Origin of the sequence: Bifidobacterium scaligerum, assembly GCF_002802865.1 — a bacterium.
Taxonomy (GTDB): Bacteria; Actinomycetota; Actinomycetes; order Actinomycetales; family Bifidobacteriaceae; genus Bifidobacterium; species Bifidobacterium scaligerum.
In genome coordinates this window covers 22,729-48,144 of sequence record NZ_PGLQ01000009.1, presented here as the reverse complement: position 1 = coordinate 48,144, position 25,416 = coordinate 22,729, and the positions used below count along the sequence as shown (strand labels likewise).

Annotated in this window: 11 protein-coding genes; 2 read left to right on the top strand and 9 right to left on the bottom strand. The window is 61.6% G+C overall.

Going from position 1 to position 25,416, the window contains the following annotated elements; genetic code table 11:
• Positions 1 to 15: 15 nt before the first annotated feature.
• The 5 genes from CUU80_RS09500 to CUU80_RS09480 all read right to left on the bottom strand — a co-directional run bounded on the left by CUU80_RS09500 (position 16) and on the right by CUU80_RS09480 (position 7,268).
• Positions 16 to 852, bottom strand: a complete 837-nt coding sequence (locus CUU80_RS09500; protein ID WP_100497097.1) for an HAD family hydrolase — start codon at positions 850 to 852, stop codon at positions 16 to 18.
• 82 nt (positions 853 to 934) lie between these two features.
• Positions 935 to 3,019 (bottom strand): type I pullulanase, encoded by a 2,085-nt coding sequence (gene pulA, locus CUU80_RS09495; RefSeq protein ID WP_243388718.1) that lies wholly within the window; start codon positions 3,017 to 3,019, stop codon positions 935 to 937.
• A 266-nt stretch (positions 3,020 to 3,285) separates the two neighbouring features.
• Positions 3,286 to 4,182, bottom strand: coding sequence for a sugar ABC transporter permease (locus CUU80_RS09490; protein WP_100497095.1), 897 nt, complete (start codon positions 4,180 to 4,182; stop codon positions 3,286 to 3,288).
• Positions 4,182 to 5,555, bottom strand: coding sequence for a carbohydrate ABC transporter permease (locus CUU80_RS09485; protein ID WP_100497094.1), 1,374 nt, complete (start codon positions 5,553 to 5,555; stop codon positions 4,182 to 4,184). Before CUU80_RS09485 ends, CUU80_RS09490 begins: the two co-directional genes overlap by 1 nt.
• A gap of 471 nt (positions 5,556 to 6,026) precedes the next feature.
• The gene (locus CUU80_RS09480; RefSeq protein ID WP_100497093.1) at positions 6,027 to 7,268 is read right to left on the bottom strand and encodes an extracellular solute-binding protein; all 1,242 of its coding nucleotides are present in this window, start codon (positions 7,266 to 7,268) and stop codon (positions 6,027 to 6,029) included.
• A 265-nt stretch (positions 7,269 to 7,533) separates the two neighbouring features.
• Here CUU80_RS09480 and CUU80_RS09475 point away from each other — a divergent pair, with 265 nt between their 5' ends.
• A complete protein-coding gene (locus CUU80_RS09475) occupies positions 7,534 to 9,360 on the top strand; it encodes an alpha-amylase family glycosyl hydrolase (RefSeq protein WP_100497092.1) in 1,827 nt (608 codons plus the stop codon).
• Positions 9,361 to 9,916: 556 nt separating this feature from the next.
• Here the strand turns inward: CUU80_RS09475 and malQ are convergent.
• The 4 genes from malQ to CUU80_RS09455 form a co-directional block, all read right to left on the bottom strand.
• Positions 9,917 to 12,226 (bottom strand): 4-alpha-glucanotransferase, encoded by a 2,310-nt coding sequence (gene malQ, locus CUU80_RS09470; RefSeq protein WP_100497126.1) that lies wholly within the window; start codon positions 12,224 to 12,226, stop codon positions 9,917 to 9,919.
• A gap of 388 nt (positions 12,227 to 12,614) precedes the next feature.
• Positions 12,615 to 13,748 carry a class C sortase gene (locus tag CUU80_RS09465; protein ID WP_133119419.1) on the bottom strand — a complete coding sequence of 378 codons (1,134 nt, stop codon included), beginning with the start codon at positions 13,746 to 13,748 and terminating at the stop codon, positions 12,615 to 12,617.
• 199 nt (positions 13,749 to 13,947) lie between these two features.
• Entirely contained in the window at positions 13,948 to 15,867 is a 1,920-nt protein-coding gene (locus tag CUU80_RS09460) for a SpaA isopeptide-forming pilin-related protein (RefSeq protein WP_100497091.1), read from the bottom strand.
• A gap of 72 nt (positions 15,868 to 15,939) precedes the next feature.
• Positions 15,940 to 20,376: a SpaA isopeptide-forming pilin-related protein gene (locus tag CUU80_RS09455; protein WP_133119418.1), complete on the bottom strand. Its 4,437-nt coding sequence runs from the start codon at positions 20,374 to 20,376 to the stop codon at positions 15,940 to 15,942.
• Positions 20,377 to 20,954: 578 nt separating this feature from the next.
• Between CUU80_RS09455 and CUU80_RS09445 the strand changes: the two genes are divergently transcribed.
• On the top strand, positions 20,955 to 25,382 hold the full coding sequence (locus CUU80_RS09445; protein WP_100497088.1) for a SpaA isopeptide-forming pilin-related protein: 4,428 nt from the start codon (positions 20,955 to 20,957) through the stop codon (positions 25,380 to 25,382).
• Positions 25,383 to 25,416: the final 34 nt, after the last annotated feature.

Genomic DNA, 25,416 nt, shown 5'->3' with positions numbered 1-25,416 from the left:
TACCGAGTAATTCGCTTATTGCACGCCGAGGAATCGTACGAGTCCAGCATAATCAGCGCCGGTTAAGGAGAGAACTGCTTCGGGGCAGACGTCCGGATCGTCCGGCGGGGAGATGGCGGTACGCAGGTAGATGCCGTCGATGCCGGCCGCGCGGGCACCGGCGATGTCCGAAACGGAATCGTTGCCGACCATCACCACTTGGTCCGGTCGCAATCCTTCACGCGCCAACGCACGACGGAAGATGTCCGGCGACGGCTTGCGCACGCCTTCCTCACTGGAGATGAGGATACGATCGAACGCGTCGTCAAGACCCAGCAGCCCCAGTTCTGGCCGGGTGTAGCAGGATTGCGCGTTGCTGACGAGTACTACGCGCAATCCCGCGGCTTTCAATCGGTCCAGCAACTCCAGCGCGCTTGGGTACAGACGCAACACACTGGTGCTGGCGCGGCGGAACGTCCACGCGAGACGACGGGCAACCGATACGTCCGCCACATCGGCCGCTACATCACCCGAAATGCCGTCTGGTATGCCGCCCGCACCGGCCGCACCGTCGGCCTGACGCAACGCCTCGCGCAACGTCGAACGCCGCGCCGCACGCGCAGTCAATCCCTGATACACCGGCAGCAGATCGGGTTCGCCCCATTCGCCGTGCGCATTCTCAGCCGCGGCCCGAACCGGAGAGGCAAGTGTCTCGAATCGCTCACGCAACGCCTCGTTGGAAGGGTAGAGCGCGCCACATTCGATGGCCAAGGCATCGCACAGGGCCGTCCACGCCCTCTCCGACGACTCGTCCGTGCGAATATCGACCAACGTGCCGTATAGGTCGAACAATACAGCGGAATATTGAGGCATGGGATTCCTTTCATAATGAATGAAGAGGTCTCACGGCCTCATCGGACCAGCGCCTGCTCCTGCGCGAGCGCGAGCGCCAGCGTTAGCGCGAGCGCCGCCACACGGTGAAGCTGTACGGCGGCAGCGGCAGCTGACGATCCTCGACGCCAGCGGGGGCGGCATCCGGCTCAGAGCAGTAGATGCACTGCCAATCGTCGGGCGCGATCTTCGCGACCTCGTCGTACGGGCCGGGCATTTCCAGCTGCACCGCGGCTTGCACACGCGTCTCGCCGGTGGGGTTGATGGCCACGCAATCGTCGCCCACGCGGAACACCACCACCTCGTCGTCGCGGGGCACAATCATGCGTGCGCCGCCGAAATACGCCGGATTGCCTTGACGCAAGCGAATCAGCGCCGCGTAATGGTCCACCAGCCCGCTCAGCCGCTGCGCGCGACGCCAGTCGAGCTGGTTCAATTCCACAGGGCTGCGGAACGAATCGGAGACGCCGTGCTTGGTGCGGGCGAATTCCTCGCCGCTCAGCAGGAACGGCACGCCGGCCGCGGTGAACACGATGCCAGCCGCCAGTCGGTTCGCATGCATCAGGTCCTCGCACCGCTCGCCTTCGGCCGCATAATCGGCCTCGACCGGCAGCGGGCGCATCGTGGCGCACAGCTTGTCCCATAGGGTCAAATCGTCGTGCGCGGACACGTACTGGATGAGCTGGCCCACGGCCGCGGTACCGCTTAACGTGCCGCGCCAACCGTCCTCGGCATGGCGGATGTCGTCAGCGTAATCGGCTGCCGCGCCGGTCAGGTATCCGGGCACCTTCTGGTAGAACACATGGCCGCGCACCGCGTCTCGCGTGGAGTCGCAGAACATGCCGATGCGCGGGCTCAGGTACGGCATGCCGCGCTTGTCCGCCAGAATCGTGCCCTTGACGAGCGCGGTCTCGCGAGCCGCCCATGGCTCGCCGTGCATCGAAATCGAAGCGCCGCCCGGCAGTTGGTCGAGCGCGGAACGCACCGCGTTCATGGTGTCCACGTCGATCAGGCCCATGAGGTCGAAACGGAAGCCATCGATATGGTATTCGCGCGCCCAGTAGGTCACGGAGTCCACGATGTACTTGCGCATCATCGGATGTTCGGTGGCCACATCGTTCGTGCAGGCCGAGCCGTCGGCGAAGCTGCCATCCTCGCGCCGGCGCAGCGCATAGCCGGGAATCATGCGCTCGAACCAGTTGTCGGTGGAGAACATGTGGTTGTAGACCACGTCCATGATCACCTTGATGCCGGCCTTGTGCAGGGCCTGGATCATCTGCTTGCATTCGCGGATGCGCACCTCGCCGTCGAACGGATCGGTGCTGTACGAACCTTCGGGCACGTTGTAGTTGAGCGGGTCGTACCCCCAGTTGAAGCCGTGGCGCGGATCGTCGCGCGCGAGGGATTCGTCGATGGAACCGTAGTCGTAGAACGGCATGAGCTGCACGGCGGTGACGCCGAGACGCTTGAGGTAGGCCACGCAGGTCGGGAATTCGCCGTCGCCGTCCACGCTGGTGTTCGGGTAGGTGAAGGCCAGGTAGGTGCCGCGATGTTCGAATGGGACGCCGCTGTGCGGATCGTTGCTGAAGTCGCCGATGTGGGTCTCCCAGATGACCAGATCATGACTGGGGATGTGCGGGCGACGGTCCTCGTCCCAGCCTTTCGGATCCGTGCGACTCAGGTCCACGACCATGCTGCGACGGCCGTTCACGCCGGCGCCACGTGCCCACGGGTCGGCGGTGCGATGTTCGGTGCCATCCGGGAAACGCACGATGTAGTCGTAGTAGACGCCGTGACCGACGCCGTCGCAGCGGACGAGCCAGGTGCCGTCCGCACCGGGGGTGAGTTCGTGGGTGGCGACGAGTCCGGCGGCGCACGGGTCGTCATCGGCCGCATACGGACCGTCGATGGTAGTGATGTCCATGAGCCGCCCGGCATGGTCGGTTACGATCTCCTCGCCGGCGGAACCGGTAGCGAACAGTCGCAAGGTGACGCCGCTGGCCGTAGGCGCCCAGACACGGAACGTGGTGCCTTTGGCGTCGGGCGTCGCGCCGAGATCGCCATCCGTATACACGGGGTAGTCGGGGCACGGCAACGCCGGCTCGGCTGGGGTCCAATCGGCGACTGCCATTGAAGCAGGTTGCGGCACGGGAAGCTCCTTTGTTGATGTATATGCGAATGGCTCCCGAATCCGGCGGGAGCCATTCAGTTATGTATGTAGTGTCAGGGGCGGCAAGAACGAGCCTCGCTCAGGCTGACGCTACGGGAAGCCCACTGGGCTTCCTGCTTAACGGCTCGCCTTCGGCCCAGCAATTTCGGACTCGCCTCCGGCGAGACTCAAACCGACCTTCGCTCGGCTATCGCCTCGCTCAGGCTGAGCCTACGGACAGTCCACTGGACTGTCCGCTTAACGGCTCAGCCTTTAACAGACCCCGACATCGACTCCTGGTAGAAGCGCTGCATGACGATGAACAGGATGGCGATCGGGATGGAGATCACCACGGCTGCGGCGGCGAAGCGCGCGTACCAGTTCTGGATGTACTCCTTGTCGAGCATGAGCCACAGGCCAAGCGCGACCGTGTAGTTCGACTGCGTGCGGCAGATCACCTTGGCCATCACGAAGTCGAGCCACGGGGTCAGGAAGCCGATGATGGCTTGGTAGACGATCATGGGCTTGCAGATCGGGATGATGATCTTGTAGAACACCTGCAGGCGGGTGCATCCGTCGAGCATCGCGGCCTCGTCGAGCGAGGTCGGGATGGTGTCCATATAGCCCTTCATCACGTAGAAACCTGCGCCCGAGCCGGCCGAGTAGACCAGAATCAGGGCGATCGTGGTCAGGCCTTCACCGGTCAGCCCCACGGCCTTCAGGATGAAGTAGATGGCGGAGACGGCCATGATGCCCGGGAACATGCCGAGAATCAGCACCACATTCATGAACGTGCGGCGTGTGCGGAAGCGCAGACGGCTCATGCAGTAGGCCACCGAAAGCACGAAGAACATGGAGATCAGGCACACGAAGACGGCCACGATGAACGTGTTCATGAACATCTTCGGGAAGTTCAGCACGGACCGGTCGGTGAACAGCGCGATGTAGTTGTCCAGCGAGAACTCGGTCGGGAAGAACGTCCTCGTGTACGGTGCGGTGTTCTTGTTGAAGCTTTCGGCGAACACCCATACGATCGGCACGAGCCAGATCACGGCCATGACGGCGAGGAACAGGTGCGAAAGCACGTCGCCCAAGATGCGGCGCTTCTTCGCATCGTGCATGAGGCTGTGCGATTCAGCCTTCTGAATGCTGTGGTTGCTCATCAGCGGAACGCCTCCTCATTCTTGTAGGAACCGGAATTGCGGTAGGTGATCAGCGACACCACCGCGAGCACGATGAACGTCATGATGCCGATGACGGCACCGAGGTTGTAGTCGTTCTTATCGACCGTCAGCTTGTACAGCCAGGTGATCAGCAGGTCGGTCTTGCCGGCGGACGAGCCGACCGGCGTCGGGTTGCCGGCGGACAGCAGGTAGATCACGTTGAAGTTGTTCACGTTGCCGGTGAACGTGGTGATCAGGTACGGGGTGAGCACGAAGATGATGTACGGCATCGTGATCTTGGTGAAGATCTGCCACCAGTTCGCGCCGTCGATCTTGGCCGCCTCGTACAGGTCGGCCGGAATGTTCTGCAGAATACCGGTGATCTGCATAATCGTGTACGGAATACCGACCCACAGGTTGATGATGATCACGGTGACGCGGGCCCACGTGGCGTTCGTGAAGAACGGCAGTGCGGAATCAATCCAACCCCACTCCATCAGCAGTCGGTTGATGGCGCCGGTGGGCTGCAGCATCGTGCGCATGACCAGCAGGGAGACGAACTGCGGCACGGCGATGGACATCGAGAAGCACGCACGCCAGAAGCCCTTGAATCGGGTGGTCTTGCGGTTGATGATCATCGCGAAGAACATGCCGAGGAAGAAGTTCAGGAAGGTGGCGAAGAACGCCCAAACCAGCGTCCATACCAGCACGGACATGAACAGTCCGGCGTTGACGGTGCCGCCCTTGTTGGAGAAGACTTCGGCGAAGTTCTTGAAGCCGACCCAGTCGAACAGGGTCAGGTTCTTGTGGTCGTAGCTGGTGAAGGCCATCGAGATCATGAAGATCAACGGCAGCACGGTGAACACCAGAATGCCGAGGGTGGGCAGGAACATGAGCAGCTGGTTGGCCTTCTGGTCGGTCAACGCGCGGAAATCGTCCGCCACACCCGGCGCCTTGCCCTCGTCACGCATCAGGCATTCGGCCTTGTACGCGGCTTTCAGGGAGATGGTCCACAGGTAGACGAACAGTACGCACACCACCAAGGTGCACACACCGTAGAGCAGAATGATGACGGAGTTGTCGCCGGCGGTGTAGACCCAGAAGCCGTCCACCAGCTGCTTGCCCTGCTTCTGCGTGCCCAAGCTGGGCAGTTTGCTCAGGTAGCTCGCGCCGTTCGTGATCATGAACACGATGAACGCGATTTCGAGCGCCAGCAGCGCGACGCCTTTGACATACTGCTTGCGAACGATGTTGCCGAGGCCAAAGACGACCGCGGACAGCTTGGTGAAAATGTCGCCCTTGGTCAGCGCGGCCTTCACCGAATATGGAGAAGGAGCCACATAATCGGCGCCCATTTTCTTGCGGAGCCTCATCTCCCGCCGGGAAAGGGTTGCTGTGCTCATCGCACCCTACCGCCTCTCACAATAACGATTACTAGTTGATACATTTCCCCATCATCGCCCTTGGCGGCTCCGTCGCCGGTATGGTACACGCGGATTCCCGCTAAACCCACGGAGAGCTCGGGCATCGCATGCACGTCGCCCGAGCTCTGCCTGGCAATGAAGGAGGAGAAACAAGAAGATGAAACCACTGATAAGTGCTGGGGATTGCGGGCGGATGCGCGGTTTCCCATCATCCGCCCGCAACTGGCGTACCTTTGACGGACCTCCAGCACAGTGCCTTTCGGCTGTTCAGTTATGTGTTCAGTTTTTCGATATTCAGTTTTGTTGAGTTATTGAGTTTGAGTTGTTGAGTTGGAAAAGTTACGTTGGGCGGTACGAAGGAGTTAGGGGGTATACGTATCGCCCAAGTGTTTGATTATCGATGTTTGACCATCGAGGGGATCACTCAGCGTACTTGCCGACCTGGTTGACCCAAGCGTCGGTCTTCTCCTGAGCGTTGTCAGCGGTGACTTCCTTGTTGACCAGAGCCTTGCCGAAGGTTTCGGCCGGGGCCCACCAGTCGTTCATGCCGGACAGACCGGACTGGACGATGGCGGTGTTGGCCATGGTGTCGGACTGTGCCTTGGCAGCCAGATCGTCGGCGGTCAGGTCGGCGAGGGACTTGTCGGACGGCGGAATCTGACGCAGCTCGTAGTGCAGCTTCTGGGATTCGGTGGAGCCGAGGTAGGCGGCGAACTGTGCGGCGACCTTCGGGTTCTTGGCGTTCGGGTTGTAGGCGGCGGCCTTGGTGGCGGCGAAGGACTTCATCTGCTTGGTCTGGCCGTTGACGGTGAAGGTCGGCAGCTGGGCAGCGGCGTAGTTGTCGCCCAGAGCTTTCTTGATGGTGGCGGCGTCCCAAGTGCCGGAGAAGTAGGCCTTGACGGTGCCGGCCTGCAGCTCGGAGAGGCCGGAGTTCTCGGCGGAATCATGGAAGTTCGGGTTGGCGACGAGACCAGCCAGGTACTTGGTGATGTCCACGGAATCCTTCGGGAAGACCATGCCGGCGTCAGCATCGTTGCCCTTCTCACCGAAGAGGGTCAGGCCGGAGTAGAAGCCGCCGATGTACCAGGAGTTGGACAGCGAGAAGGCGACGGGGGCCTTGGCAACCATGGCGTCGAGGCTCTTGACGTCATCCTCGGAGAAAGCGGACTTGTCGTAGTACATGAACCAGGTGTTGTCGGTGTAGGGCACGCCGTACAGGTTGCCGTCGGAACCGGTGACGGAGTTGATTTCCGTGTCGTTGTTCTGCTTCTTGACCTGAGTGGCGGCGTCGGTACCGAGCTGGCCGATAGCGCCGGCGTCAAGAAGGGTGCCGAGCTGATCGGAAGCGAACATGTAGACATCGGCGGCGGAGGCCGGATCGGTCTGCACGGTCTTGGAGGCGTCACCCTCGGAGACCACGTCGTTCTTCCACGTGATCTTGTACTCCGGGTGAGCCTTCTCGAAGTTGGCCTCGACCTGGGACAGCCAGGAGTTATCGCCGTCCTGGTCCTCCTGCGGAGCCCAGACCTTCAGGGTTACGGCTCCACCTTCGGAGGAGGAGGAAGCGCCCTTGGAGGAGTCGGAGCCACCGCACGCGGCGAGCGGCAGCAGCATGGCGGCAGCGGCGGTAAGGCCGATAGCCTTCTTCCAGTTGATCATCATTGATCGATCCTTTCTCTTTTCTTGGCCTGTTACGTCCAAAGTTCTCGATTCGATGCACACGTTCTCAACCCATCGCTGGATATCGTGTTGCATACGCTCGCATCATCTTGGTTATGCCTTGAAATGTTTCGTGTTTGCAACGCTGCGGAACATCGTTGCTTGTAAGCGTACCACGTTTTTTTGCATACGTTGGCAATATTTGCTAAACCAGTAGTATTGCAAGTGGGCCAACCCGCCGAAAACCCGCGAAAACAAAGGAGTTTCGATGACTGCACAACCGCGACACACCCAGACAAATACCATCTCCAACATCTCATCCCCCCACCCAAGCTGGCTTGCCGAAGCGCGATTCTATGAAATCTATCCGCAGAGTTTCGCCGATTCCAACGGCGACGGTATCGGCGACATCCCCGGCATCATCGGCAAACTCGACTACATCAACGACCTCGGCTGCAACGCGCTGTGGATCAATCCATGCTTCGACTCCCCCTTCAAAGACGCCGGCTATGACGTGCGCGACTACACCCGCGTAGCCGAGCGTTACGGCACCAACGACGATCTCGTCGCCCTGTTCGCCGCCGCACACGAACGCGGCATGCACGTACTGCTCGATCTGGTACCCGGCCACACCAGCGAAGCGCATGAATGGTTCCGCGCCTCCTGCCACCCCGACCCGGCAGCACGCACGCTGAGCGACGGCGAGAACGTCTCCGAACGCTACATCTGGACCGACTCGTGGATCGCCGGCGGCGACGGACTGCCGTTCATCGGCGGCGAGGCCGAACGCGACGGCACCTACATCCTGAACTTCTTCAAGTGCCAGCCGGCGCTTAACTACGGTTTCGCGCACCCGAAGTACCCATGGCAGAAGCCGGCGCTCGGCCCGGACGCCCTCGCCACCTGCGAGGCGATGCTGAACGCGATGCGTTTCTGGCTTTCCCGCGGCGCAGACGGTTTCCGCGTGGACATGGCCGACAGCCTCGTCAAGCATGACGACGACGGCAAGCCCTTCACCATCCGCACCTGGCAGTATCTGTTCTCGAAGATCCGCCCCGAGTTTCCGGACGCCGCGTTCGTTTCCGAATGGGGCCGCCCGCACGAGTCGATGCAAGCCGGATTCGACATGGACTTCTACCTCGACTGGCGCTGGGACGGCAACCCGAACGGCTACAACATGCTGCTGCGCAACACCGATACGCCATTGGTCCACGAGAACGACGCCAGCTATTTCAACGCGGATTCCGGCACTTCGATCACGCCGTTCCTCGACCAGTACCTGCCGCAGTTGCGCGATGCCGAGCGGGCCGGCGGACTGTTCGACCTCATCACCTGCAATCACGACACTCTGCGCACGGCCCAGCGACTGACCGAGCGCGAACTTCAGGTGGCGTACGGCATGCTGTTCACCATGCCGGGCTGCCCGTTCCTCTATTACGGCGACGAAATCGGCATGCACTACCGCCCGCTGCCCACCAAGGAGGGCGGCTATGTGCGCACCGGCAGCCGTACGCCGATGCAGTGGGATGCGAAAACACCGAATCTTGGCTTCTCTGCGGCCGCGAACGCTAAGGCGCTGTATCTGCCGGTCGAGCCGGGCGGCGCTGTGTCGGGCGGCGCGGTACCGGGCGGTGCGGTACCGGGCGGTGCGGTGTCGGGCGGCACTGTGCCGGGCGGCGCGGTGCCGGGCGGTGCGGTGCCGGGCGGCGCGGTGTCGGGCGGCACTGTGCCGCCGACCGTTGCCGAGGCGACGGCACGTCCGGATTCACTGTGGCACTGGATTCAGCTGGTACTGAAGTTGCGCGCCGAGCATCCTGCGTTGGGTTCGTACGCTGCGTTCGACGTGGCCGCCGCGCCGTCGGACGGCCGCGCGTTCGCGTACGTCCGTTCGGCTGCGAACGAATCGGAATCGTTGTTGATTGCGATGAACCCGGGGCGCGACGAGGAAACCATCGATGTTCCGGCAGCGTTCGCCAGCGACGCGACGGTACTGGCCAGCCTCGGCCGGGAATCGTCGCCCGACGTATGCGTTACGGCATCCGGCGCGTCGCTGCTTCTGCCGCCGCAGTCGTTCGTCATCCTCAAGGCAGCCTGAATCCACAGCAGCCAGCCCCGCAGCCACACAACCAAATCGCGCGAAAAGTACGCTTACCCCCGCAAAAACGGACGGAAAACAGTCCAATCGCACGAAAAGTACGCTTACCCACGCAAAACCGACAGGAAACAGTCCAATCGCACGAAAAGTACGCTTACCCACGCAAAACCGACAGGAAACAACCAAATCGCGCGAAAAGTACGCTAACCCACGCAAAAACCGACCCGAAACAGTCCAATCGCACGAAAAGTACGCTTACACCCGCAAAAACTGACGGGGAACAGTCCAATCGCACGAAAAGTACAGTAGGCCCGCAAAACTGTCAGATTCGCACGAAAAGTACGATAGACGCGGCTGAAACCGGTACGAAACGATCGAATCGCACGAAAAGTACGATAAGCCCCACAAAAACCGGCGCGAAACAGTCGAATCGTGCGAAAAGTACGGTAGACGTGACGGGCGGGAGGCCTTGGCTCACCTGAGTACTCCTAGGTACCGGGGAAAGCGAGGCCTCTCGGTTGAGGCGGGCGGCCGTGCGCTACTCGCGACACGTGCGTTACTTGCGTTCGCCGCGCATCACGGCGGCCAGCGACTGCACGCGCGGCAGGTCGAATACGTCGCCGGACGCGACCACGTGACCTTCGCCGTCGGCCAGCGGCACACGCCAGTTGGAGTATTCGCTGGACGTACCCGGCTGATTCTGCGAGCGCGTCTCGCCCACGCCGTCCACCAACGCGGCCTGCAGCAGCAGCGACGGCGTATCGGTAAGCATGGCGTGCAGCGCCTCGACGATTTCCTGAATGTGGGCGGGCACGTCGTCGGCAACCGACTGGCTGATGTAGCCGTTCTCCACCAAACGGTTCATCATGGCGGTGCGTTCGGCCATTGCGGCCACCGCGAACTCCTCCACCGGCTCGCTGAGCAGATGCAGTTCCTCACGCAACTTGACGTGTTCGAACGTCAGGTACCCGGCGGTCGGGGGCAGGTCATGCGTGGTGACCGAGGCAAGCGCCTGCTTGCGGTACTCTTCCGGTCCCTTGTACGGGTCGCCGGCGTTCGGGGAGTCATTCTCGCGGGAGAACCATTCCACGTCCGTGCCGAGCACGCCGCGTTCGGCGAGAATCTGACGCACGTAGTCGGGCACGGTGCCCAGGTCCTCGCCCACGACCATACCGCCGGCACGAGTGGCTTCGATGGCGAGCACGCCCAGCATCGCCTCGTGGTTGTACATCACGTATGCGCCGTTGCGCGCGCCCAGCCCCTGCGGAATCCACCACAGGCGGAATAGGCCGAGCATATGGTCGATGCGCACCGCGCCCGCATGCTCGTACATGGAGTGCACCATCTCGCGGTACACCCGGTACCCGGTGGCTTCCAAGTAGCGCGGGTTGAACGGCGGCTGACCCCAATCCTGTCCCTGCTGGTTGTAGAAGTCCGGCGGGCAGCCGACGGTTACGCCGCCGGTGGCGAAGCGCTCGGGGTTGGCCCAGGCGTCCGCGCCGAGGCCATGCACGCCGACCGCCATATCCTGCATAAGGCCCAACGCCATGCCGCTGTCCGTGGCCGTTTGCTGGGCGGCAGTCACCTGTTCGGCGGCGATCCACTGCAGCCAGCGGTTGAACTCGAACAGATCGCGGTGGGTGGCGACCAACTCCTGCACGGACGGGTCGTCGATGGTGTTCTCGAAGAACCAGCGGTTCTCACCCCACGGAGCGCCCCACACCTCGAAGCAGAGGCACCATGTGGCGAAGGAGTCGAGGTCAGGGCCAGCCGCGGCTTTGAAGGCTTCGAATGCCTGTTCGCGTTCAGCGCTGCGGCCGGCGTCGAAGATGAGGCGCAGGGCGGGGCGCTTGGCATCCCATGCCGCGTTGATGTCCATCGGCGTGGATTCCTCGTTGCGAGCGGCCACTTCGGCGTGCAAGGCGTCGACTTTCGCACGGGTTTCGGCGCTCAGCGTGGCGTATTCGGGGATGTCCTGCGGACGGATGTAGGTGACGTTGAGGAATCGGCGAGATTCCGGCAAGTAGGGCGAAGGTTCGAGCGGCGGGATCGGGGCGCCGGCATGAATCGGGTTGATGAGCATGAAGTCCGCGCCGGTTTTGTGCGCCGCGTCGGCCAGCATGCGCTTCAGGTCGCCGTAGTCGCCGACGCCCCATGATTCGTGCGAGCGCACGGAATACATCTGCGTCATCCAGCCCCAGCGGTGGTGTTCCTGCACCGCTTTGGGCACCGGGATCCGCTCGGGGGCGTTGATGATGGTGGCGGTGCCGGTGCGGGTGTCCGGGATTGCGGTGCTTGCGGGGGCATCGGCTGCGGTTGTTGCGGCATCGGGCGCGACGACGGTGGCCGTCAGCGTGTGGTACCCCATCGGCAGGTCGGCGTCGAGCGTCAGCACCGGACGATCGGCATTGAAGTTCGGCAGTACGGTGAAGTCCGTGAACGCCGAACCGTCTTCGAGCGTGATGCTGATGTTCACGTCCGCGTCAGGCGCACAGTTCAGTTTGATGCGGGTCTTTTTGCCGACGACCGCCACGATGGTGGGCGGCAGCAGCTGCGCGCGTTCGGCGGCTTCGAGGTTCTCGATGGATTGCGCCACGGCTTTGGGGGTCGAGGCGTCCACATCGAGCGCCTTAAGCACGGCGATCAGCGCTTCGTCGCTGATTTCGGTGTAGGTGCCGAGCTGGTCAATAAATGAAGTGGCCAGGCCGGACGCCTTGGCGAGCCTGATCAGCGGGCGGGCCAGTCGCGCCGCGCTTTCCGTGCGCTGGGTTGTTTCGGAAGACTGCGAGGATTGTGCGGTTGCTTCCGCATCTGTTGTGGTCGTTGTGGCCGTTGTGGTCGTCTTAGCCGCCGCCGACTTCCCCATATCTGCCGCAGCCGCCACGTTTTTCTTTGTATCCATATCAATCACTGTAGTTTCTTCCGCACCTGTGCTGGCTGCCGTAGCGGCGAACGCGCCATTACTCTGCTCATCTGTCATTACAGACTCCTTGTACGCTTTATGATTGCCTATCGTTTGCATTACTACCCGGAAGCCGCTCTACACTGAGTTTCCAGCAGTCTTACAGGCCAATGCCTAAGCCTTTCGCATCATACGGTAACTCAAATTGACAACGATTGCAAACGTCGGTGCGTTGAAGGTCGCCTTATCTCGTCCACCTTGCCTCGTGGAATCCTCTTCGCGAATTTGACTCACTGACGCGAGCTCAGTGAGTCAAATTCGCACAAAGGAGAGGCCGCACAGGGGGAGACCGTCAGCCGCGGCGAGCGGCGTGACGGGCCTGGAGAGAGACGTTGGGTCCACGACCGGCACCACCGGCGATCCGCTCCCGACCACGCCGCCGACGCCGAAGCAACACCGTCGCCACGATCACGGCCAGCACGGCGGCCGCGATGCCGCCCAACGCCAGCCACGTGGTGTTGAGTCCGTGCACTTCATCGGGCGCGGGCACCTCGTTGGGGATTTCGGCGCGGACGGCGGAAACCAGCAGTCGGTGCGAGTTGACGCCGTAGGGCGTGCAGGTCATCAGGGTGACGCGGTCTTCGCCGGGTGTGATGCGCAGTTTGCTGGAGTCGCTGGGCTCGATCACGGTGATGCGGTCGATTTTGTAGCCGAGGGTTTCACCCATAACGTCGATGTAGAACGAGTCACCGACCTTCAATTCGTCGAGGCGGGTGAACAGCAGCGAGCCGGGCAGCCCGCGATGCCCGGTAATTACGGAATGTGTGGATTGGCCGCCCACCGGTAGCGAGGTGCCGTACAGGTGGCCGGCACCCACGGCCAGAGCATCGTCGCTGGTGCCGTGGTAGATGGGGAGGTTCACGTCGATTTCGGGGATGCGGATGGATCCCATCACGCCTTGGCCGGTGTCGAGCAGACTCTGGTATTCGGTGTCTTTGGCGGCCAGGGAATCGTCCGCGTCGGAGGTGGTGGATTGGCCGGCGTTGCTGGTGAAGGGGTCTTGGACCTCGCCGATGGTGGTCTGCCCGCTTGCGGCAAGCCGCTGATTGTAGGCGCGCGCAGCTTTGAGCTTGTTCTCAGCCTGTGGGTACGGCCAGTTGGCAACCTCGCTTTGCGTCTGCTGCACGGTGTTGTTTTGCCGGTATTCGTTGATGGCGCGCATCACAAACGGAGTGGTGATGATGGCCAGTCCGATCAGCAGGAACACTACGGACAGGATGCTGAACAGCAGGGAGCCTTTGTCTCGGCTTGCGTTGGGCTTGCTGGGTTTGCAGTGGTCGTTGGCTGTGTTGCCGACCTCGCTTGTGCCTGTGCTGGATTCGCTGGTCTTACGACTGATTGTGACGCCCGTTTGATTGGTTTCGCTGGTTTCGTTCGATTTGTCGTTACGACTGTTTGTGTTTGTGCTTGCGACTGCTGTGGTCATGATCATCACCTCCTTTGGCGCGATTCAGATTGTTGTTGATGGACGTTGACGAATAAATAGCGTTTTCACAGATATGAGAGAACCTCTGGCGCGCGCCGTCGCTCAGGAGAGGAAGCAGCGCCGCGCGCCAGAGGCGGGAATGATGCTGCGAAGGAATGAAGGAGAGAAGACCTCCGCCGGCATCATTCAGGGATTCACGTCAGGCCTTGCGGCGAGCGCGAAGGGCGAACAGACCACCAGCGGCGATGAACATGGCACCGGCCGCGATAATCATCACGAGGCCCACGCCACCGGTCTTCGGCAGCTCAGTGATGTTCTTGGCGTTCCAGATGTTCAGGGTCTTGCCGTCCGTCGCATCCGTGGTGACGCGCTCATCGACGTTGTTCTGGAGGGACAGATTGACGTTCGTGATGGTCGCATGGCCGGCACCTTCCGTGGTATCCGGAGTCGGCGTGATGGTGAAGGTGAACTTCAGCGGGTTGGCGGTGGTGTAGCCAGCCGGAGGAGCGATCTCCTCGACCTCGTAGGTACCGGAGTCAAGGCCTTCAACCGCGATGTTGCCATCGGCGTCGCTCACGAAGACGCCAGCAGTGGTGCAGGTGTTATTCGTGATCTGCGTGGCGGTGCAAGCCGTAGGCTTGGCGGGCTCGTACGTCCAGCCGGACTTGTCGTCGGCGGTGTTGGTGTACGTGCCGAGGTACTTACCGTTGTTGGAAGTATCCGCACCAGCCTTGATGACGAACTGGGCACCGGGCAGCTTGGTGCCGGCCTTGTCGGTCTTGTGGATGTTGAACTTGTAGGCGTAGACCGGAACTTCCTTGCCGGGGACCTTGTGGGCGTCGCTCACTTCGTTCGGCTTGTTGGAGTAGCGCAGATCGTCGCGGTTCCAGTTCTCCTGCGGATCGTTGGAGTCTGCATCGGAGATCTTCGCGTTGGCGTTCAGCTTGGCCTGGAAGATCACAGTGACGGTAGCGCCTTCGTCGATCTTGCCGTTGGTCTTAGAAGTGGACTCATCAGCCATGTTCACGTACTTGGCGAGATCGATGGTGGTCACGTGGCCGTTGGTGTACTTGGTGTCGGTGCCGGTGTAATCCGCGACGGACACGGTGTAGTCCTTGTCGTACTTAAGCTCGGTGGTGCCGACCTTGACAGACACAACCGGGTCAGTGCTCGTGACCGGGTCGGCGACAGTCAGCGACTTATCAGCAGTATCAATGATCTGGAAGACGCGGGTCTTGTCGGAGTCGGCCATCGTCGGATCGATGTCATAGCCGGTGAAGGTCGGGATCTTGGATGTCAGCTCATAGGTGACGGTATCGCCCACGGCGTAGTCGGGCTTGGTGTTGTCGGTGTAGCCGCCCTGCTCGTTCGGGTCAACGAGCTTCTTGTCAATGGTCGGGGTGGTGTTCTTGATGGCGATGGTGCCCCAACCGGCCTTGCCGTCAAAGCTGGTCGGCGTGATGATCGGGATGGAGTTGGTCTCTTCCTTGGCCGTATCGTCGGACGTGGCAGTGGTATCCTTCAGCAGCCACAGGCCTTGCGGAACCGTCTGAGGAGTTGCAGTGGCATCAACCGTGAAGGTCTTATCAGCCGTGGCCGTAATCTGCGCGGACAGCGCCTGAGCGAAGGCACGCAGCGTTGAGCTGTCGCCACCCCACGGGTCCACGGTCTCGCTCATCGAAGTGCCGTTGCCGTCCTTGAACGCCACATCCGCCAAGTAGCCCATCGGGTTGTTGTCGGTAGTGTTGCCTTCGGCAGTGAAGTAGTTCTTATCTGCGGAGTAGCCGGTGTACAAGCTCTTCGTACCGGTGGCGGAAATGGCACCGTTATCATCGAGCTTGACCGCCTTCATCGCGGTTTCAATGTCGGTGACGCGATCATTGATGGTATCAATCTGGAAGCCGTTAATCGTACCACCATCGTCCTTGGTGATATCAGTCAACTGGGCAAGACGCCAACCGCTGAAGTTGTGCGTAGTCTTGGCACCTGTGATGGTAATCATACCCTCGGTCGGATCAGTGTCCGCCGCATAGGCGGAGGATGCGCCGAGCGCGAGGCCGGCGACGGCGACGCCCAGAGCCGCAGCTCCGGAGATCGCCTTCTTGAACAGGGAGTTCATGGTTGTTCCTTTCTCTACTCCTGTGTAAAGGTTCTTACATTTGTGATGAGGTTCAGGGTGTGTGCAACGCGGTTATGACTCGGCGTCTCCCTCCCCTCGCCGGTGAGTGATGAATCGATGGATGCCGGCGGCAACAAGGCCGGCAAGTATGAATCCGCCGCCGACCAGAAGCACCAGTCTTCCGGTCCAATCGATGCCCGTAACAGGCAATCCGGTCAGCACCTTCGTATTCACAAAGGCAGCGGCGGGAGCGTCCCCCGAAGTATTGGAATCGTTGGAGGCAGGAATCTTGCCAACCTCAACACCGTCACCGGATTCGGCGTTACCGAAGTCGTCAGTCACGCGAGTCATCACGGCGCTGACCGCGAGGCCAGCAAGCGTACCGTTCGCAGCCTTCTTGTGCTGCACGGTCACTTCGACCTTGTACACGGCCTTGGAGTACCGCAAGTCCTCCACCTGATCGGCGGCGGCCGGCACAACCTCGGTAATCCGGTACACGTACGTCTTCGCATACGTGCCGTCAGTTCCAGCGGAATCAGCGAGCGTGCCTTCGGTGAAGGTCAGCTTGCCGAACGTACCGGTGACCGAAGTCTCTCCTGTCGAACCGGCGGCAGGTGCGAGCGCAATCGTGCAGTTGTCAAGCGAACTGCAGTTGCTGGGCACCGGAATCGAGCCGGGCTGGTTCGCATCCCACGCCGCGATCTTGAACGTAAAAGGCACAAACGCACCGTTCTCGTCGGTTGGCCAGCTGGTGTGCTTCACGGTCTTCTTCACCGGAATCGTTACGTCGACCGGCGTCTCGCTGTTCGCAATCGACGTCACGGCCTTGCCGTTGCCGTCGGTGATTGTGACGCCGCTTTGATCGATGACGATGGTGTACACCGTGGCGATGCGATCGTAGCCGGCCGGGGCTTTCGTTTCGGTCAGGTGATACGTGCCGAACGCAAGGCCCTTTACGGTAAATGCGCCGGCGGTTTCGTCGGAGTCCTTGGCTTCAGTACCGTCGCAACCGTCGATCTTGTCGGACTGGCCACCGATGTTGTCGGCCACGCAGAACGTGTCGGTACGACCGTCGGAAGCGGCGATCTTCCACTGCGAACCGGCGAGCTGTTCACCGGTTTTGTTGTCGTTTTTCGACCACTTGACTTCGGTGGGCTTGTCCGCGATCGCGGCGGTGCCATCGGTCAGGATGCTCGGCTTTGCGCCGCCCGCCCACGTGACCTTGCCGCCTGTCACGGTGAACTCGTACACGGTGGCGTTGAGCGTGTAGCCGTTCGGCGCGGTCTTTTCGACCAACGTGTATGTGCCGTCAGCCAGGTCGTTGACAGTGAAGATGCCCTCAGTACCGTTGATGTCGCAACGGTACGCCTTGTCGGTGCCGCATTCGGCGAGCGCACGGCCGTCGGAGAGCGTGCCGGAGTCGGCAGGTTCGGCCTCGTCAGCGGCCTTGTCGGCAGTCATCTCTGCGGAACCTGCGGCCTCGGCATCCTCAGCGCTCTCGTCACCGGGCACCTGCCCGCCCAGCCGCGCCCACGACTCGGCTGCTTGCGCAGCCACATCAGCCTGAGCAGCATCGTCCTGCGCGGCAGCGGCGGAAGCGGCCACATACGTGCAGGCGGGTGCGGTTTCCGCGTACTTGTTGTTCGCATCGTACGAATCAATCACAATGATCGTGCGGTTGTTGAACATCACATCCTTACCGGTGCCGCCCGGCCACCAGTTCGTGCTGCTCGCATTGTTGTTCGCATCGTGCAGTACGAAGCCGTTGCTGCCGCCCAGTCGCGGCACTTCGGCATACAGATAGTCGGTGTTGCAGCTCTGCTCCAGATGCACGAACGTCCACTTATCCGCCGATGTGTTCTTCACGCCGTAGTACAGCCAAGCGTCATTCCAGCCGGAAACCACCGACTTCTTGACGTAGACGAGCGTGTTCTGATCGTCGGTGACGCGCACCCTCACGGTGGCGGTTTTGTCGCCGGCCTTCGCGGTGATGGTCACGGTGCCGGTGTCCACGCCGGTCACGACACCGGAGGCTGCATTCACCGTGGCGATCTTCGGATTGGACGACGACCACACGGCCTTTACCTTGGCCGGATCGACCACGGCGGTCAGATTCACCGCACCGCCGGTTTTCATGTTGAGGGTGTCGCTGGCCTCGACTGTCTGGTTGTTCTCGTCGCGGATTTCGATCGAGTTCACAGCAGGTGTCTTGACGGTCACGATCACTTGGGCGCACTTGGTCGCATCGGAGACCGCACAGGCCTTGATGGTGGCCTGACCGGCTGAATAGGCCATCACACCGCCGGATGCGTTCACATCGGCGACGGTCGGCACACTGGAAATCCACGTCACGGATTGGCTGGCACCGGCCGGGGTGACTTTGGCGGTCAGGCCGGTGGTGTCGCCTTCGGTCATGGTGAGCGCAGTGACGGTTTTGCCGTCCTTGTCTGTCACGGTCACGCCGGTGACGGCATACGTGTTGTCCTGGATGATCCAGCTCTTCTGCTGGTCAGTGCCGCTGGCCTTCTTGGTGAGCGTCCATTCGGAGCCGGAAAGCCCCTTAGTTACGGTGCCGTTGTCGTTACCGTCAGCCACCTTGGCCCATGTGATGCTTGCGCCGGCGACTGTATTGCCGATCTTGCCGTCGGTGATGGTTTCGCTGCTGCCGGCAACACCGCTCACCCAGTTGACGGTTTCGCCTTGCGCGCTGGTGGTGACGGTGTAAATCTTGTCGCTCGCCTGGTAGCCGGCCGGCGCCTTGAGTTCCTTGATGTAGTAGGTGGCGTTCGGATTGAGGCTGCGCACCTTGATGGTGCCGCCAGTGGCGTCGGAATCGTTATTGCCGTTATCAGCCACCAACAGAATCTGGTTGGTTCCAGCCGTGGCGTCCGCTTCGCTGGCATAGATGCCCCACTGGGAGCCTTCCAGCGGCGTGGTCATGTTCGCCGCGTCGACCTTCTGCCAGCCGATCACCGAGCATTCGGAAGTGTACGAGCCATTCCACGGCAGGTTGTGGCGCTCCTGATCCATGTCGATGATGGATGCGGAAGGCGTATTGCTGGCACCAAAATTCTTCGCCACGCTCGGGTTGGCCATGCCGAAGTCCTCGCCGACCATCACACGGCCGTTGGTGGTCACGTGCGATTCAAAGCTGCCGTACGGCACGAGGATGCTGCCGAGCATGGCGGCGGCCGGGTCGTCGTTGTTCGTGGTGTTCTGGCCGCCGAGGATCTTCAGTGTGCTGCCGGACGGGATTGCTTTGAAGTTCCACATGATCGCCTGCGCGGCATGGGCGTAGGCTTTGGCGTTCGCGTTGCCGTTGACGTAGCCGTTGGAGATTTCTTTGACGTCGCCGTCGGTGATGTTGGCGTTCGCGTTGCCGCCCCACCAGAAGCGCCAGCCGTTCTGGAACACGACGTTGGTTCCGCTGTTCGTACCGGTTACGTTGACGACTACGGAAGCATTGTCCGGGATGTTGCGGAACCAGTAGCTCACGCCTTGTGCATTGGTGATCTGGTTCAGCAGGTCGGCATCGATGGTGAACGACTGCAGCAGGGACTGGCCGTCACCGGTGAAGGTGAGCAGCTTCTCACTGTGATTGAAGCCGGAGAACGACTGGGAATTGTCGTACTTATAGCGGGTGTAGCCGTTGATGGACGGCGCGTCGGAAACGGCCACCGTGCCGTTTTGCGGGATGGCGGCAAGCTCGGTGGACAGCTGCACGTTTGCGGCGGTCTGGCCGGAGTAGTCGGTGCCGTTCACGTTGGCGAGCACGTTGGCGCCGTTCGCATCGGCGTTCCATGCCACGTACGGGGTGTTTGCGCCGCCGGCGTTGCCCTTCTCGTAGCTGTATGGATACACGCTGTCGGTTTTCGTGCCCCATGCCTGGGTCGTGGTACCGGCCAGCTTCGCGTTGTAACCCGTAATCTGCTGTTTCGAGGCATTCATCTTCTGGTTCAGACCAGCCGCGGTGCCCCAAGCCATCGTCTTCACGTTCGCACCGTTGGCAACTTGGTCGAACCCGCTGTCCTGACCACCTACGGCGAGCACGGTGCTGTTGACCGGCGGGGTGAACTGGGAGCCGAACGCAACAGTGCCGACTGAGAAGAAGCCCTTCAATGGGTGAAGCAATGCATCGCCCTTCACTACCGTCAGACCTTCGATTTCCGCGGCGTACGAGCCGTCGGGGCCAGGTGCGTCGCTGCCGTTGAGTTTGTTGGAATCGGTGGTAGGCGTGCCGACGAAGAAGTTGCGGCCCACATAGGTGGCCACACCGGTGTCGTTCATGGCACCCGTGGCGTTGCTGTCACCAAGATTATGGGTTTCTGGCACGCAAATGTCTGCCGTTCCGGCGGCTGCAGGAGATGTGCCGTTGTCGGCGTAGGCGGCGTAAGGGGCTGTGACGGCACCGGCTACGGCTGTGGCGAGCATCATTGAGACGGCAAGAATCGCGGCGGATACGGATTTGCACCCGGCCGTTATGCCTCCCCTGCGATGTTCGCGAATCACGGTTACCTCATCTCCTGTACTTCCGCCTTGCGACGCTGTGTTTTGCGCTGCTGCACGCATCACGGGCTTCGGTGCTCTCTCTTCACCGTGACCGCCTTACCATTGCGGTCCAGCCCGGTTCGCGTTGCCGTTGATTTGTGCGTCGTTGTTTGACGTTTGCGGTTTGTTGAGTTGTTGCTGAGCCGTTTGCCGTTGTGCGGCTTGTGCAGCTCTGCAGTCAGCTGGTGCATAGCTCAGCTTTGAGGGTTATGCACGTCGCTTGGCGTTATGTGACGTTTGTTTTTCCGGAAATCTTGCATTCGTTTGCTAACTGAACCACGGCATTGTTTGCATGACCTCCGTCACGTTGACAGTGTACCGCGAACGTTGTCATTTTTCTACTCGGCATGTCCACAGTTCGAAAGAGAAATCACAGCATCTCCCTTCCGATTGCATGTTTGCGCTAACAAATCCAAGTATTTTCAGTCATTTGCACATAATCGCCGTATATACATCCCCCATTATTCCCATGTATACTGATGTGCATACGTATGCGGTACTACTCATTGACGAGCTATGCCTACGTGAGGGAGAGAGCAATGGAGAGAACCCCACAGCTACGATTCACCGCCAAAAAGTTGCAAGCGTTGTCAACCATGCTCGCAGCGTTCGTCGTCACGGCTTTGTGCGTCATCATCAGCCCCGGCCCCACCACCGCACTAGCCGAAGGCGCCACCTCCGCCGTGACCAGTCTGACGGCGCAATGGATCAAGTCGTCCAGCAACGGCACCATCGACCCGAGCACCGGCCAGATCACGTTTACGCCGAGCGGCTATTACGACACCCTCTCGGCCACGGCCCAGTTCGATCTCACCTCGTCCGGCCAGTCCAGCGCCGGCGGCGGCGAAACCATCCCCGCAGGCGACCTCCAATGGCGCATTCCCGCCCACCTGTTCACCGGACGCGACGGCAAACCCACCGGCGATGCGCAGCTTCCCGTCCCAGAAGCACCCAACTACAACACCGGTACCGGACTGCAGTACACCTACGACGAATCCACCGACGAGTACGTCGTCACCAACGCCATCGACATCCCGGCAGCCAACACCTTCAGCATCCAAGTCACCTACACAGCCACCGCCGGCGACGTGCCGGACAAAAACACCAAGCCAGACAAGGACTACGCCGGCAAAGGCACCGGCTCCATCACCTCCAGCGCCACCATCAAAGGCAGCGACGAAACCAAAACCACCCCGCCAATCACCGGGACCAACGACACCGGCATCACCATCTCCAGCATTTTCAAGTATTACGACAGCGTGGGCGAGACCGAGGATTTCCTGCCCAGCGACTGGGTCGACAGCGGCGCATACATCGACGGCTACCACTATGTGAAGTGGAAGGTCACGCTTTCCGCCACCGGCGCCCAACCGGGCACCGCCGAAATCACCGACACCATCACCGACAGTCTGGGCGGCGACGTACTCGGCCTGCTGAACGCCGCCGGAACTCCCATAAGCGACGCATGGGACCCGGGGCCTTACACGGTCAGCATCACGCCCGGCACCACCTACACCTACTACGTGGTCACCTACTATGACGGCGAGTCCTTGCCCACCGACGAAAACTACACGTTCGAGAACAGCGTGACCGGCAAGGTCACCGGCGACGACGACGGCATCACCACCGAAAAAAGCAACACCGCCGACCAGGAGATCAAGAACAACTCCTTCGCATACGACGGCGACATCTACCGCCTCGACAAATCCTGCGGCGACTACTACTCGAACTACGAAGACTTCGACCACCCCACCACCGAATGCACCATCACAGGCGGCCTTACCGCACTTGACATCGGCAAAGCCGTACATCCCACCATGTTCAAAAACCACTACGCCGCCCGGGCCTACGGCCTGACCACCGCAGCGGGCAGCGCGAGCGGAGGCGCGTCATACACGGCACCCACCGACCAATCCGAATACGGCCAAAAAACCGTGCGCCATGAATTCATCGACGACAACTTCCTCTTCGGCGAGGAATACCCGCGCCAGATGGAACAGGGCGGCACCGAACCGGACCGCCAAGGCGATCCGACCCTCCCCACGCAAGGCTACGCCAAACTGCAACCCGACGACTTCTACATCGACTCGATCACCATCCCCACGGGCTGCTCGGAAACACAATCAAGCTACTGCGACACATCGGACGTCGAGTTCAGCGAATCGGCACGCGGCTGGACGGTATACGACTGGGCGCAGGACGACACCGGCAACTGGGGACTGACCGTGCGCGACCCCTGGACCGATTACCAGAACAAGGATTCCGACAAACTGCACCTCTACGGCCTGAGCGCCACATGGAATTACGACACCAAGCAATGGACCACCGCATGGAAACCCATCAGCGGCAACCTCGGCTATGCCGACGGCGGCGTCAACGAAATGGCAATGGCCAACGGAGCCACCTGGCAGCTCAACCCCTTCGACCATTTCATCGCTATCAAGGCCGTGTACGAATCCAAGACCGCAGCCGCCGTGGAGCTCAACCTGGGCGTGAGAATCACGCTCATGACCAGCGACCATGTCAAGACGCTGCTCAAGAAACTCACCGACGCCAAAACCGCGACAACCGACGAACTGCGCGATGACTACGTGACGCTCACCGACTACAACACGATGGTGGTGCGCACGCAGGACCAGATCGAGCAAGGCAAGAAAGGCATCGCCGGCTTCGACTGGCGGCAGATCACCGGAAACGATTATGGTTCCTGCACACCCTACTGGGGCGACTACGACCAGTGGCAGTTCGAAGGCTACCACGGCCAATTCAACGTGGACCCGTTCAACAGCGACGAACAATACTACGACTACGACACCGCATTCGGACGTTCCGGACCACCATGGGCGGGCACAACGACCGGAGCGCCCATCTGCCACGCCAGAGCCATACAGCGCCTGACGCCATTCGCCATGGAATCCATCAAAAGCAAGACCATCGACGGCAACTGGACGAGCGACGCCGTCAACGGCCGCGTCAAGATCCCCTACAAGGTCACCATGGGCGAGACCGGCGACTACAGCAAGGAGTACATGAACAAGAACTGGGCCACCCCGCAGCAGCGCGGCACCTTCTACGACCTGCTGCCCACCGGCGTGACGCCCGATGTGGACAGCGTGAAGGTCACTGCCGTAGACGACACGACCGTCATGACCATTCTCACCGCGAAAGCCTACCCCAACTATCGCGGATCCGGACGCACGCTGCTGAAAGTGGAAGCCGAAGCACCGGACGGCTACACCAACCTGCGGTACACCAACGGCGACGCCGGCAAATCCACCATGACGCTGCGGTTCGACTCCTACATCAGCTGGCAGGACGCCAACGATCTCGGCTACAAGGACAACGCCAAGGACCTGCACAACGTGGTGGCCTACGAAACCTACAACGGCGGCATCGCCGACGGCGACGACAACGACGACCTGACCGGATTGTCGGACGCCACGCTCGGCGACAACTGGAGCAGCGACGAGCGCGCCGCCATGCGCAAGCTCGACACCATGAACACAAACTTCACGTTCCTCTACGAGGCGGCCAGCACCACCATCGCCTTCGACACGGTCGCCTCGTCCGGCCTGGAGAAGCACGTGCGCGGCGGCACCCAGCTCGACTGGACCAACGGCAAGAACAACGAAGTGATGGTGCGGGCCGCCGGCCAGTACGAATACCGTCTGCGCTACACGCCCACGCCCAGCACCACCGCGCGCGGCATCGTGCTCTACGATTCGCTGGAGAACTACCTGAGCTCCGACACGTCCGCCTCGGACACGGCGGTCGACGCTAGCACGCCGCGCTGGCGGGGCACGCTCAGCAGCGTGAACGTGCAGCAGGCCATCGACCAAGGGTTCGCGCCGAAAGTGTACTGCTCCAAGGTCGCCGGCCTGAATCTGTTCGGGCCGACCGGGGCCGCCAACGAAGCGAACCGCGACCTGACGGACACCGCAATCTGGGAGGACTGCACGCCGCCCGCCGTGGGGGACGAGACTGACCACGGCACCTACGACTATTCCAAGGTCAAGGCCGTGGCGATTGACCTGAGCCGGGCCTCGGACGGCAGCGAAGCGAAACTCGCCGGCGGCTCGTCCGTACAGGTGACGCTCGTGATGAACGCGCCCAGCGATCCGACCGAGGTGGCCGGGTATGTGGACGCCGACGCACACGCCTACAACGGCACGCATGTGAAGACCACCACCACTGGCACTGGGGCTGGCGGTACGGCCGCCACCGCGGTGAACAACATCGACTTCGGATACACACGCGTCGGACTGGTGGCGGATACGGCGACGTTCACGTTCACCAAGGTGGACGGGTCGAGCGGCTCTGGTTCGGGTGATGTGAAACCGCTCGCGGGTGCCACGTTCGCGCTCTACCGCTGGGTCGGTTCCGGTTCAGCACCGACTGCCGGACTCATCGACCCGGATGCGATCGACAGCGCGGCTTCCGGCTCGACTGGAGAAACGGGCACAGCTACGGACGATTCTGCCGCCAACGCGAGTACCGATGCGAGCGCGCAATCGAACACCAGCGCCGCCAACGCTGCCGACTGGAAGCGCGTGGGCGAGGCCAAGACCAGCGGCGACGACGGTTCGATAGCGCTCGGCGGCCTGATGGTCGGCACCTATCGGCTGGTCGAAACCGGCACCCCGGACGGATTCGCGCCGCCGCACTGCCAGTGGGCCATCACGGTGACCGCACCATACCAAGGCAGCAGCACGCTCGTCATCCACAAACCCACCATCATCACCGCAAGCGGGCAGACGAGCGTGGGCAGCGCCGCGGCCCTCGCACCCGGATTCGAGACGGGCAGTGACGGCGGCTACCTGCTGGCGAACTACGCGACCCCGACTCTGCCGATGGCGGGCGGCCGCGGACTTCCGGCGATTCTGGGCGTCGGCGTGCTGATGCTGCTGCTGTCCGGCACCTGCTACATGGGTTACTGCCGCACCCATCGCCGCCGCTCGGACGACTGATTCGGGTTGGGCGGGCGACCGAACAACCCGTCTA